This is a genomic window from Ruegeria sp. ABV3_008 (assembly GCF_056161185.1).
Genome location: NZ_JBSWYP010000005.1, coordinates 26,977 through 39,728, shown reverse-complemented (window position 1 = coordinate 39,728; position 12,752 = coordinate 26,977). Strand labels below are relative to the sequence as shown.

Sequence of the window (12,752 nt, the reverse complement as noted above, 5' to 3'; positions counted from 1 at the left end):
GTTACTCCGCCTTCTTTTTTCGGTTCGGGATGACGTCATCAACTTTGATGACGAAATCACTGGGCCATTCTGGATCAGGAGCTCGGAATACGTCAGCTGGGTAGTATTCTTTAGGATCGATCTCCATGTCGCGATACTTTTGGTCCTGCTGTTCAGCACGTGATGACCGCGGTGCTGGCGGCTTGATTTCATCCGGCAGCGTGATCTTGCCCTCTGCTTCCATCTTGCCCAATTCGCGGAAGGGGGCGACAGATCCAGACTTTCCGGGAAGAGTCGCCTTCCGATACCAGATTGCATCCTTTGTGACGTTGACGACGGCGACATCCAAACCCCAGGCGAACAACCCATCATAGTGCGCTCGGATTCCCGCCAACATCTCAGCATCGATATCCTCGTCTTGCGTATAGTGGGTTACCATTGCAAGCCGTGGGCGCGCCTCAGCCATCATCTTACCGACCGCATAGTGCGATGTATGATGCGTATCGATTGTGTAGTTGAACAGCTCTTGCGGCAAACCGTATTTGTAGGTCATCAACTGACCGATATCCTGTCCGGACATTTCGGTCACAAACACATCGACGCCTTTTCCGTATTCAAGGCTCAGTTCATCAGGGCGGCCATCGCCGGTCCAAACAAAGCTCAGGCCATTCCAATCCAGCCGATACCCCACAGCTCCGTCCTTGGCATGGCTACGCGGCCAGGACCGAACAGTCACGCCATCTTGGTCATAAACGATGCCACCTTCTTGGCGGAAATCGAATTCGTTAACTTCGATCTCGTAGCCGTCCCCAATCGGGAATACATCAAAGGCCTCCAGATGCCATTTGAGCATTTGCTGCATGCCTTTAACCATTCCGGCCGTGCCAAGCTCGGGTGTTCGACCTGATGGACCGTGAATGCGAAGCGGTGTGTATCCACCAGACCAGGCCCGAAACGGGTAGATGTATGGGATGTCGGCATAATGATCGACATGCAGGTGCGTTATGAAGATGTCGTTGATCAACTGACCCGGAACCTGCATCCCGATAATGTTGCGGACACAACCTGATCCGAAGTCGAAGAAGAACCTCTTTCCGTTACCCAACTCGACCATAATACAGGTGCCAGCCTGATCTTCTCTCGGAGGAAATGGGGTGGAACCGCAGAATGAAATCCGCATTTCGTCGGGGCCGAGCTCTTCGGACAGCGGGAAGTAGTTCGCGTTCGAACCAGTCATGTATTTTGTGGGGCGGAAATACTCCGGCAGCGTGATACCGCCCGCAGGTCTGCCGCCGTAAGGGTTCTTTAGGCTTTCGCCTAGTGGTCCATCTCCGGGGTGCGCCTGTGCAGCTCCAGTACCGTAGCTAACGGCACCGGTTGCGACCGCGCCTGCTGCCAGCCCCTGCATAACGTGTCGCCGGGAAGGGTTTTCGATGTCGTCAGATTGCTGGTTCGGGTCGTTTTTCAGATCTTTGCCGTTGTCTTCTTTTGTCATGGCCATGCCCTCAATTGGAAATGTTGCGAGGATCGCGCTTCACCATCCGGCGAAGTTCGTTCACGAGTTCAGATTTTATGTGGGCCCATTCCGCGCGCTCTGAGGCTGTGATCGATACATCATCCAGCAGCTCGGAAGCTTTCTTCAGGTCTTCGACAACCTCTTTGAGCAACGCATCCGTTTCGATACGCCCTGACAGCGCATCGGACAGCTCTGGAATCTCTTCTGTCAGGTCCACCGCCACTGGATAAATCCCGGCTCCCACTATCTATTCTCACATCGAGATGAGTGTGGTTGACCGTGCAGGCCAAGTGAGTCACCGTGAGTTGGGGGTGAGTTTGCCTTGAACAAAGCTAGTGAATTGCCGATAGATCAACATGTTGAGCAGCCATCGCCGGATCTAGTCCGGGAAGCTCTCGAGCGCGTTTTATCGAGCGACGAATTTCAAGCTTCGCCCCGTCTCCAGCAATTTCTTACATACGTAGTCGAGGAAGCTATCGCGGGTCGCGGTCCCCAGATCCGAGGCAAAGCTATTGCCGTAGAGGTCTATGGGCGGCGTATTGATGGCACTGGCGGTCAAAACCTCGTTCGCGTAGAAGCTAGGCGGCTGCGCAGGCTGCTCCATGAGTTTTACGAAGAAAAATGGGACGGCGAAGGGGTTCGCATTTTTGTTGATCCTGGCGGATACAAGCCGCGGTTTTCATACGAGCCTACAATTGAAGACGGCGTGTCAAATGGATGGAACGGCGATGAGCCGGGCGGGCGTCGGCGTTCGCTGCGGCTGCTGCCAGTTGGATTGGGGGTCCTCGCAGTAGTCGCTGTGCTTGGCATCTGGACGAGCCAAAAAAACACAAAAGTACCACCAACGGCTCAATCCATTGAACAAGCTGAACGTGCAGCACTTGGTGAGCAATCTTTGACAAGACTTCAGGCGGCCAACCTTGCGGGTCAAGCCCGAGGCATGTTTTTTCCCGTATTTGACGTCAAACGCCAGCAAATAGCACTGGGAATGTTCCAGCATGCGGCCGAGCTCGACCCAGCACTCTCCGATGGCTATGCGGGATCGGCACAGGTTCTGGCGACTCTGGCCATGCTGTCCCCTGATGAAGCACAAAGAGAAGATCTCTTAACTCAAGCTTCGGAACTATCTGAAAAGGCCCTTGAATTGTCCCCTGCTGATGCGTGGGCAAATGGCGCAAATGGTTGGGTGTTGGCCGTCAAGAACCAGCCAAACGAGGCTTTAAAATACGCCAGAATGTCCGTCGAACTGGGTCCGAAGGATGGCCATATTCTCGACCTTGTTGGTATCACTGCCATAGTTGCCAATGCCCCAGAACTTGCCGCCGAAGTCAGTAACCCGGAGAGACCCAGATCCGGATCGGGTAGGTTTGGTGCGAGAAACATCTGGGGCGTGTCGCAACTCATGCTCGGGAATTACGAGAGCGTTGTCGAAGCCTTTCAGGGGGCGCCAGCTGCCGGAGCGCCAGTCAGTGCTCCTTCGCTCTTATTCCAAGCCGTTGCGCAAGATGAGTTGGGAAACACGGAAGAAGCACAACGGCTCATTGCTGAAATGCGAAAAACGTGGCCCGAGTTTCCGTCTGAGTTTCTCGCTTACAGGATATTCAACAACGACAACGCTACGCGGAAATTGATACTGGAAACACTTAGCAAGTTTTGACAAACGGCCGATCAAAACGACAATGATGTGCGTCTAGAAGAGGACGTTTAAACCAATTATGGAGGTTGCCTAGTAATAAACCTTAGTCCTCACTTTGATTGACCGATGTCGGCCCAAAAGAGACTTTCACGGTGGTTTTTTGTTGTGGTGTTTGCAAACCCACACAGCCGCCGTTCGCCGCACCTGCTCGTATTCGATAGTGGCCACCGCCTTAAGTGCGGCCAAAGCAGCCGTCGAAAGCATGACACCTAAGAACCAATCGAACCCGCAATTTTGCATTCGCGACCGGACTTTGAAAGCTCGCAAAACGCAAAACCAGAGTTTTCAATGTAGCTTCGAACCTTTGCCGTATTAAGTTTTCGTATTGACCTGACTTGACGGCTAGGTTGACTGAACGATCCAACGACTCGCTATTTTGAAGATGTTGCGAGAACTTGGTCCGCGATCCAGTCGAACACAAGCCTGGGTCCTCGGCCAGAGTTGGTATGGCTCCGTGACATCACATAACCGGCATCGCTGAAAACGAGATCGTCCGTAACGGTCACAAGGGAACCCTTGCTGAGCAGATCATCAATCAATCCAATCCAGCCTAATGCAACGCCTTCACCTGACAAAGCTGCCTGAGTGACCATGTCGTAGTTGTTGAAACTAATGTAATTTTTCTTTCTTTCGCCCGTTACGCCTAAGCTATCAAACCATCCTTGCCAGGTTTGCCACGCCGCGGTTGCGGGTTTTGACAGACTCAAGAGTTGAACATTGAGCAAGTCTGCAGGATTTTGGATTGGCCCGATCTTCTCTAACAGCTGAGGACTGCAAACAGCAGCGACAACTTCTTCCAAGACTAGTATTTCATCAGGTTTGATCTGGTCCTTGGGCGCAACATGAATACGAATGTCGCAATCGGTATCATTCAGACTGGGTGGCACATTTGAAGCCAAAATCTGAAATTCAATTTCATCCCCGATTTCCTCTCGGAGGTAACCAAGTCGAGGCAGCAACCAGAATGTTGAGAACGCAAAATCGGCTGAGATTCGAACGCTGGGTTTAGTTTTGCGTTCCAGCAAAGAGTTTACCGCATAGTTCATCTGCGTCATTGCTGGTCTGACCACGTTCAAAAGCCTCAAACCCTCGTGTGTCAGTGAGACACCCCGGTGTTCCCTTTTGAAGAGGACGACACCCAGATCAACCTCCAAACCTTTTATCCGTTGCGAGATAGAGGACTGGGTCAGCCCGAGAGCGTCTCCCGCACTCGTAAAGTTTCCATGTTTTGCGACCATTTCGAACGCATAGAGCGCAACGAGGTTCCGGCTTAGATTGGTATTAACTCTGTTAATGTCATGCATAACTACTCAGCTACTGCAAAAGAAAGAAGAATTATACCAAAAACTATGCCAGTGGGCGCGAGTGCAGCCCTGTGAAAGAAACACGGGAGCCAACGATAACAAATTAAAGGCGCGGCTACAGGCGCGGACAGCCATCCGATCAACGAAACTCAAACGCGTATGCAGGCTCAAAGAATTCAATAATTTTAGAGAGTTGTGATTCTGTGGACCCGTTGAGGCTGACGACGCTTTTGTGTGCATCGTTGGGTTCACTGGTTTCCTTACAACTTGGGCTGTCAGACCAAATCTAGCAGACAGCCCCACAAGAACATCCAAAACAGGGAGAAGTTGACTATGGCAATAAAGCCACCTCTTTCGGAACTTCCGATTAAGACCGCTGATAACGGTTTTTATCGGGGGTTCAGTGTAAACGTCACTGTGATCAGTAAGATCATCATCAGTTTGTTGGTCGTCTGGTGCATCGTTTGGCCAACCCAGGCCGGCAGGATCCTTGGCGACTGGAACGCAGCTATTCTGGCTCAGTTTGCTGCTTGGTACATCTGGGTCGTAACCGGATTTGTTATCGTCTGTATTGGTTTGGCCATCTGGCCAACTGCGGGACGTTTGAACCTTGGTGTCGAAGGTGAAAAGCCGGAGTTCTCAAATTTCTCCTGGTTCTCGATGATGTTCGGTGCTGGGATCGGTGTTGGGATGTTGACCTGGGCGGTTGCAGAACCCGTAGCCCACTTCAAGAACAACCCTTCAGTTATTCAGGGGGTCACTACAGCTCTAGATGCGGACAATGTGCGCACCGCTTACGTGTGGTCCTACCTACATTGGGGATTGGGCGCTTGGGCGTGCTACGCGATTGCTGGTCTTGCACTGGCATTCTTCAGCTATCGCCGCGGGCTTCCGCTAACGATCCGCTCATCCTTGACACCACTGTTTGGCAAAGCGCTGTCGGGCAACCTTGGGCACCTGATTGATATCGTGGCCGTTGTTGCGACCATCCTCGGTGTGGCACAGACATTGGGGTTTGGTGTCGAGCAATTCGTGGCGGGTCTGACCCGTATCGGCATTGGTGGATTGGCTAATGCAGACGGTTCAGCCACAACACTGGGTATCGTCGTCGCCTTGCTGGTCATTATGGGTGCCTCGACGCTGTCGGCTCTGTCCGGTGTGGGTAAAGGTATTAAGTGGCTGTCAAACATCAACATGGCTTTGTCGATCTTCTTGCTGGGATTCTTCATCCTGTTCGGAGCGACATTCTTTGGCGCCAAGGCCTTCTTTGTCGGTATCTGGGATTACTTGATCGCTTTGCCTTGGCTCAGCTTAAATGTTTACGCATCAGATGGCGTTGAGGGCTCCGAGGCTTTCCTATTAGCACAGTGGCAGGGCTGGTGGCCGGTGTTCTACTGGGCTTGGTGGATCGCATTCGCACCCTTCGTCGGGTTGTTCCTGGCGCGCATCTCGCGCGGTCGGTCCATCCGTGAATTTGTGCTGGGCGCAATGATCGTACCCTCGCTTATGTGCTTTGTCTGGTTTGCGTGGGCCGGTGGTACGGCCATCGACCTGGAACTGAATGGCGGTGCGAATGGCGTGATTCTGGACGCAGCCAATGGTGACAAGATCTTTGCCATGACTACGTACATGCTCGCGCCAATAGCGGAATTCCTTGCCTGGGCAATGGCGGTAGTGATCGTGATCCTCTTGATGACGTTTCTAGTAACTTCCGCTGACTCGGCAGTCCTGATCGTGAACACAATCAACGCCGCTGGTGACGAGGGGCCCAAGGCTCGCCCGCACATCATGTTCTGGGGTGCAGCGCTGGCATTGGTCGTTGGCGGTTTGCTAATCTCTGGTGGAACAGGGGCAATCCAGACAGCCATGGTAATCGGCGCGTTGCCTTTTTCCATTGTCATGGCGCTGATGTGCATTGCGTTGATAAAAGCGATCTGGAACGATGGGCGCCGCGAAGCCGCCGGCATCGCATCAACTATTGATCCAGAAACATCGACGATGCCAGCCGAATAAAATTCGCTTAGCCAACAGTGACCCTGGGACGTTCCTAGGGTCACAAATATGAAGGCAGCCCATACAGAAATCCATCAGAAGTTGAGGTTTTTGCACTGTGCGTTGACTGGTTGATCAAAATCAAAATGCGATTTTGAATAAACTTGGCTACGTCAGCTTTCGAGCACTACAAGCATTGATTCACTGTGTAGCATTTCGCACTTTGAGCTCTTTCCAGACCTCGGAGGCAGCGCAACTTCGAACCATACAACGCTTCGTCGACCGGAACTCATCGCCACTTTCAGACATTTTTCAATACTGAGGGTCCTGCGTTGCAGCGTTCCCAAAACGGACCTTGGCTGGCTGCAGAGAAAGCACCGGGGTACGCTCAGATATCTCAAACTATGACTGTTCAGACGCAAAATACTCACGTCTTTCAGACCACCCCCTTCTGAATGAAGTCGGCGCTTCGCCGTAGCGTTTCTTGAATCGTGCAGTAAGTTGCGTCGCGCTGCTAAAGCCTGTGGCTGCGGCGATTTCTGCTACAGCCATCTCGGTTTCGCTGAGCAATGCGTAGGCCCTCGAAACACGCAGCTCTATATAAAACTGGACAGGCGAAGTTTCGACGTACTTTTGGAAGAGACGCTCTAACTGGCGACGAGATATCTGCACGGCTTCTGCTATTTCAGAGATATCTAAAGGCTCTTCCAGGTTTTCTTGCATGATCTGCATCGCGTTGATCAGGTACTGGTTGCGGCTACCCAAAGCGACCGAAAAGGCTGATTTCTGGAGCGTTTTACTATTGTTGGACCGAAAGTGAATGCACATGTCCGAAACGATGACCGCCAGGTCATTTCCGAAATCGGATTCGATCATGTCCAACATCATGTCGGTTGCGGCATTTCCGCCTCCACATGTCATAAGCTCATTGTCGATCTCATACAGGTTTGACGATGGCTCCAAACCATCAAAGTTTTCGATGAAAGCAGGGTGGTTTTCCCAATGCAATGTGAACCTTTTACCTGACAGAACTCCGGCCTTGGCAAGGGCGAAAGCCCCGGTGCAAATACCACCCAGATTACACCCAAAGGTTCTTTGGCGGCGAATCCACGATAGCACCTTGGGGTTTGTACTTTCCACCGGTTCAATACCCGAGCAGACAAACAGCCGCGATGATCGTGGCAGATTGTGCAACGCAAAATCCGGCTTAATTTCAACCCCATTCGAACAAGAAACCGGTTCTCCATCTTCAGTGATCAGAAACCATTTATACAGTTCTTTGTTTGTAACCTGATTAGCGATCCTCAGAGGTTCCACTGCGGCGCTAAAAGCCAGCATGGTCAGCTTTGGCAGCAGCAGAAAATAGATTTCCTTGGCCGGCCCATCATAGTCAATGCGATAGCTGGCCGCGCCCTTTGGGACAAAGTTTCTCGGGTCCATATGCTCTCCTCCCAGTATCGACCAAGGCGGATGAAGGGCACCAACACCTCATTTGGTGTTGGTGCAGAAAGATTACGCACTCATCTGTGCAACAGGTTCGCCGCTTTCCTCCCAGGAGCGGACTTCATCTTCGCTTGCTTTAGGCGAAAAGAGCCCTGTCATGGCATAGAAGATACCGATGACCGGTGACAGCCAGCAAGCGAATGCAAGCGGAATATACAGCAGGTTTTCGAAGTTGCCGTCTGCGATACCCAAACCAAGCGCCGTGATGACAAACGCACCACCTGCATTCCACGGGATTAGAGGGGACACCAGTGTTCCGCCTTCCTCGACCGCCCGGGAAAGGTTCAGCGGGGAATAGCCCATCGCACGATAGACCGGTGCATACATCCGTCCAGGAAGCGCAATTGACAGATAGGGGTCACCTGCAACGGTGTTGGTCGCGACAGAGGTCAGGATGGCCGAGGTTTGAATGCCGGCAAACGTTTTCACCTTCGAGATGACAACTTTGATGATCGCCTGAAGGCAACCGACACGTTCAAGCGCTCCACCAAACCCCAGGGCAAGCAGCACCAGTGAAATCGTCCACATCATCGACTGAATACCTCCGCGGTTCAGCAGGGGATCGATCTCTGGAACCCCAGTATCGATCGAATAGCCGCTATTGGCGAAGGTGAACGTCTCATGCAGTCCAGCCCCCTGACAGAAGATAGCCATGATGCCGCCCGAAACCGCGCCTGCAAACAGTGACGGGATCGGAGGTTGTTTCATGACTGCCAGCACGATGACCAGAACGGCTGGAAACAGCATGATCGGCGAAATCCAGAACGCGTCATCCAGTGCCGTCGTGATTGCATGAATGCGGTCAAACGATACCTGTGACGTGTCAATCAGAGTGAAGCCAACGACAAAGTAGATCACGAGTGCAATCAGCATCGAAGGAACGGTGGTTGGAAGCATATTCCGAATGTGATCGAACAGATTGGTTCCTGTCACGGCTGGTGCCAAGTTCGTCGTGTCCGATAGAGGTGAGATCTTGTCTCCAAAGAATGCTCCGGAGACGACCGCCCCCGCTGTCCAATACATTGGAATACCGAACCCCGCACCGATCCCCATCAGCGCTAAACCGACAGTGCCTGTCGTTCCCCACGAAGTGCCCAATGAAACGGAGACAATGGAGCAAAGGACCATTCCAGCGGCGAGGAAAAGTTCAGGCGACAAAATCTTGAGACCGTAGTAGATCAGCGTTGGCACAGTTCCGCTCGCGATCCACACACCGATTATCATTCCCACTGTGATCAGAATCGAAACTGAAGGCAGTGAGATATTGATAACGTGGAAAACGCCCTCTTCGATATTGGGCCATTTGTGACCCAACATGAGGCCAACGATGCTGGTGATCGCGATCCCGAATGCCAACGGGATATGCGGGGTAAAGTCACCGAAATAGAATAATTGCAGCCCAAGCACACACAGAGTCAGCACTATTGGCGCAAGCGCCAGCAGCAAGCCGGGCTGTCGTATGTTGTCTTCATTCCCAGGCATATGAGTCTCCTCCTTTAGATTGGTCCAGAACCTTGTTGATCTGCGGAAGAAACCAAGTTTGGCGATGTGAGACTGTCGGTCAGAGCGTACATCTTGTTAAAATTTGCGACATTCGGGCGGCGGATTTTGGCGTCCTCGAATGAACTGAAGACTGACAATTGCGATCACGCCAAACAAATTACATGCGTTTCGACCACCTCATCTTCATTGGGGCAACTAGCAAACTTTGCTCGAGTTGGAGTGGTTCTGTTAGTCATGGTCCTTTCCGTACCTTCACCCCATAGTCCCCGTGCTGCAGCACGGCGCATCGAACTTGTCGTTCGCAACGAGCGCAAAATCAAAGCCTGCCTGAACTCGCTAAATGCGAAAAAAGCGGCCCGCCGTAATAGCTTTCTTGAGTTAGAGGCAGACCGAAGTAACTCCGTTCATTCCAGTATAAAAACAACGCGCAATGTGACGCAAAGATAGTGCCAACCGATGCCGCTGATCGAACTAAAACTTTAAGATTTTTGCGCGACAATATAGCGGCTTTGGAGGATTGAGGCTTGATCAGTCGTATAGAGGATATCGAAGCCTGCGGAGGCAATCTTCCTCTCAAGCACTGATCCAGACACAAAATGCACAAATGGGGCTTTACCAAGAGCCTGCATGATTGGGATCGCGACCCGACTGATCATCGTATACTTGAAACCACCGCTCTCAGGGGCGCAAACGGTTTTGGATATGAAAAACCCACCGGATTTTGTAAGTGCGGAAATGTGCTCAAGCGCTTGGTCCAAATCGGGCAGGAGATGAAGCAAATTGTGCGCCAGGACCGCATCGTAGGACCCTTCGTCAAGACCGTGCTCAAGAACTTCAGCCACCTTGAAAGTGACATTCTCCAATCCTTCTTTCGCACGCTTCTCATCGGCAATCTCGATCATGCCCGGAGCGAGATCCGTCGCGGTGATATGGGCAACATGCGGTGCAAGCAGCAGCGCTGTTGAACCCGTCCCGCACCCGATTTCCAGTACGTTGTCGTCTGCTTTCAGGTACGACTTCGTAAGCTCAAGTGTTTTCAGATACCCTTCCATATTGCGGATTGGGTCTGCCGCGTACTTTCGCGAGATTTTGCTCCAGAACGCGGCATCCTTGGACAAAGCAGTCATTTCATTACTCTCTTACAAGATTGCTGCGGTATCCTTTACTTCCAAACAATCATTTATGGAATTGCTACAATCCGCAGAACTGTTATGCATAAATGCATGAACTGGAAAGCTATAAACTTCGACTGGAATCAGGTGCGGTCCTTTCTTGCGACAGCCGAAGAAGGCTCATTTTCCGCAGCGGCGCGCGTTCTTGAGCAAACTCAACCCACTGTCGGCCGTCAAGTTGCTGCACTGGAAACGGCGCTTTGCATCACCCTGTTTGAAAGAGTCGGCAAGTCGCTAAAGTTGACGACAGCTGGCGCCGAGCTTTTGTTGCATGTCAGAGAAATGGCGGATGTGGCAAACAGGATTTCTCTTACTGCGACAAGCCAGTCGCAAGCTGTTGAGGGACAAGTCAGGATTACTGCATCAGATGTGATGTCTGCCTACCAGCTGCCACCGATACTGAAAAAGATTCGACTTGCAGCACCTCGACTAGAGATAGACATCGTTGCTGCAAATGACATACGAGACATACAGCGACGTGAGGCTGATATCGCGATCCGACATGTACGCCCAACTCAGCCGGATCTGACAGCAAAGCTTGTCGCCGAGGCCAGCGCTCATTTTTACGCGGCACCTTCGTATCTTGATCAGGTCGGACGGCCTAAAAATGAAAATGAACTTGCGAAATTGGACTTTGTCGGGTTCGGGGACATCGACACGATGATCGGCTTTCTCGATCCGGCGGGCATTCAGGTCACCCGAAAAAGCTTCAGGATTGGCTCACAAAGCGGGATAGTATCCTGGGAATTGGTGCGCCAAGGGTTTGGCATAAGTGTAATGTCGGATGATGTGGCTGCCTTAACGCCGGGTGTGGAGCGCGTGCTTCCCGACCGCGAGCCGTTTAAGTTCCCGATTTGGCTGGCGACGCACTCCGAATTACATACCGCACGAAGGATCAGGTTGGTGTTTGATCAACTGGCGGACCAACTTAGCGCAGGGACCATCAGGTAATCTGGGAGTTCGCTTTATGTCACAGGCTATTCCAACGCTTCACTTGCTATGCGGCAAAGCAGCTTCCGGGAAATCAACTCTGGCAGCAGAACTCGCCGAAAGAGACGCGGCCGTGCTTATTTCAGAAGATGAATGGCTTAGCACCCTGTTTGGCGACCAGATGAAGTCCCTTCAGGACTATGTGAATTGCGCTTTAAAACTGCGACCGGTCATGGGGCGTCACGTGGCTTCTCTGCTGAAGGCTGGCGTTTCCGTTGTTCTCGATTTTCCAGCGAACACAATTGAAAATAGGGTTTGGATGCGCGACCTGCTGGAAGACACTGCTGCGAAGCACCACCTTCACTTTTTGGATGTGCCAGATGAGGTTTGTCTGCACCGACTGCGCGAGCGCAACAGAGAAGGCGCTCATGCCTTTGCAGCAACGGAAGATCAATATCGCCGAATTGCGCGGCATTTCGTGCCACCATCACCCGAAGAAGGTTTCAACATCATAACTCACCGTCAGTAGCGCCCGAAATTCAAAGCGTCGCGGCGGCTCCAAACATTGTTCCGCCCCCTGCTCTGGATCGAAGGATGGCGAATGCTCAAAGACAACTTTCACTTAGTCTCAACTCCGGATTTCGCACGATAATAGGAGGCGCATGCCAGTGGGTCCTTCATGGGTCAAGGCGGTGGCAAGACCGGCAATGTCGCTTACGCCGACTATCGGTTAACGTACGTCACTGGCGGGCCTGGGCAACGCACCGTCCAGAACAGGCTCCTGCGATCCCCTTCAGAATAGTTTTGCGCCGTCAATGCTGCACGGACAATGGTACGAAGCACCGAGCAAGTTACACATAAGTTATCAAAACACTTCTGGCTTGATTTCACCTCAGACCATCACTGAGCAACTTCTCGGGAGTAGGTGCATGGTGCTCGTCCAAAACCCCTGAAATAAGCCTGCAAAATGTGGTAGGAAAAACTGTCATAAGATCGTTATGCAAAAGCGGCAACAATTCTCGTTGCCAGCCAATTCGAAAGGTCACCCATGTCATTTTCCAGCCGCTCGTCAATTTCGCGTCGCCAATTTCTCGCAACAACAGCCGGTGCAGCGGCTATCACCTTGCATCCTTTTTCAGTTTCGGCTGCCAACAATC

General features: G+C 52.1%; 11 protein-coding genes and 1 pseudogene. 4 read left to right on the top strand and 8 right to left on the bottom strand.

Going from position 1 to position 12,752, the window contains the following annotated elements; translation table 11 throughout:
• Position 1: 1 nt before the first annotated feature.
• Together gntH and ACXAH8_RS10470 are read right to left on the bottom strand one after the other, a co-directional pair.
• On the bottom strand, positions 2–1,474 hold the full coding sequence (gene gntH / locus ACXAH8_RS10475) for a guanitoxin biosynthesis MBL fold metallo-hydrolase GntH (protein ID WP_475218159.1): 1,473 nt from the start codon (positions 1,472–1,474) through the stop codon (positions 2–4).
• A gap of 10 nt (positions 1,475–1,484) precedes the next feature.
• On the bottom strand, positions 1,485–1,739 hold the full coding sequence (locus ACXAH8_RS10470; RefSeq protein WP_170471682.1) for a hypothetical protein: 255 nt from the start codon (positions 1,737–1,739) through the stop codon (positions 1,485–1,487).
• Between the two features lie 78 nt (positions 1,740–1,817).
• Between ACXAH8_RS10470 and ACXAH8_RS10465 the strand changes: the two genes are divergently transcribed.
• On the top strand, positions 1,818–3,152 hold the full coding sequence (locus ACXAH8_RS10465; RefSeq protein ID WP_475218156.1) for a tetratricopeptide repeat protein: 1,335 nt from the start codon (positions 1,818–1,820) through the stop codon (positions 3,150–3,152).
• A 410-nt stretch (positions 3,153–3,562) separates the two neighbouring features.
• On the opposite strand, the gene ACXAH8_RS10460 is transcribed toward ACXAH8_RS10465, so the two are convergent.
• Both ACXAH8_RS10460 and ACXAH8_RS10455 read right to left on the bottom strand, forming a co-directional pair.
• A complete protein-coding gene (locus ACXAH8_RS10460; protein WP_475218536.1) occupies positions 3,563–4,246 on the bottom strand; it encodes a LysR substrate-binding domain-containing protein in 684 nt (227 codons plus the stop codon).
• A gap of 42 nt (positions 4,247–4,288) precedes the next feature.
• Positions 4,289–4,495 (bottom strand): annotated as a pseudogene (locus tag ACXAH8_RS10455) (helix-turn-helix domain-containing protein); the annotation flags it as partial.
• Positions 4,496–4,828: 333 nt separating this feature from the next.
• On the opposite strand from ACXAH8_RS10455, the gene ACXAH8_RS10450 reads away from it, so the two are divergent.
• On the top strand, positions 4,829–6,508 hold the full coding sequence (locus ACXAH8_RS10450) for a BCCT family transporter (RefSeq protein WP_475218154.1): 1,680 nt from the start codon (positions 4,829–4,831) through the stop codon (positions 6,506–6,508).
• Between the two features lie 381 nt (positions 6,509–6,889).
• Here the strand turns inward: ACXAH8_RS10450 and ACXAH8_RS10445 are convergent, their stop codons facing one another.
• The 3 genes from ACXAH8_RS10445 to ACXAH8_RS10435 form a co-directional block, all read right to left on the bottom strand.
• The gene (locus ACXAH8_RS10445; RefSeq protein ID WP_475218152.1) at positions 6,890–7,927 is read right to left on the bottom strand and encodes a GlxA family transcriptional regulator; all 1,038 of its coding nucleotides are present in this window, start codon (positions 7,925–7,927) and stop codon (positions 6,890–6,892) included.
• A gap of 72 nt (positions 7,928–7,999) precedes the next feature.
• Positions 8,000–9,472 (bottom strand): Na+/H+ antiporter NhaC, encoded by a 1,473-nt coding sequence (gene nhaC, locus ACXAH8_RS10440; protein ID WP_475218150.1) that lies wholly within the window; start codon positions 9,470–9,472, stop codon positions 8,000–8,002.
• 500 nt (positions 9,473–9,972) lie between these two features.
• On the bottom strand, positions 9,973–10,620 hold the full coding sequence (locus ACXAH8_RS10435) for a class I SAM-dependent methyltransferase (RefSeq protein WP_475218148.1): 648 nt from the start codon (positions 10,618–10,620) through the stop codon (positions 9,973–9,975).
• 96 nt (positions 10,621–10,716) lie between these two features.
• On the opposite strand from ACXAH8_RS10435, the gene ACXAH8_RS10430 reads away from it, so the two are divergent.
• On the top strand, positions 10,717–11,616 hold the full coding sequence (locus tag ACXAH8_RS10430) for a LysR family transcriptional regulator (protein WP_475218146.1): 900 nt from the start codon (positions 10,717–10,719) through the stop codon (positions 11,614–11,616).
• A 16-nt stretch (positions 11,617–11,632) separates the two neighbouring features.
• A complete protein-coding gene (locus ACXAH8_RS10425; protein ID WP_475218144.1) occupies positions 11,633–12,124 on the top strand; it encodes a P-loop nucleotide/nucleoside kinase family protein in 492 nt (163 codons plus the stop codon).
• A 467-nt stretch (positions 12,125–12,591) separates the two neighbouring features.
• On the opposite strand, the gene ACXAH8_RS10420 is transcribed toward ACXAH8_RS10425, so the two are convergent.
• Positions 12,592–12,750, bottom strand: coding sequence for a hypothetical protein (locus ACXAH8_RS10420; protein ID WP_475218142.1), 159 nt, complete (start codon positions 12,748–12,750; stop codon positions 12,592–12,594).
• Positions 12,751–12,752 lie beyond the last annotated feature (2 nt).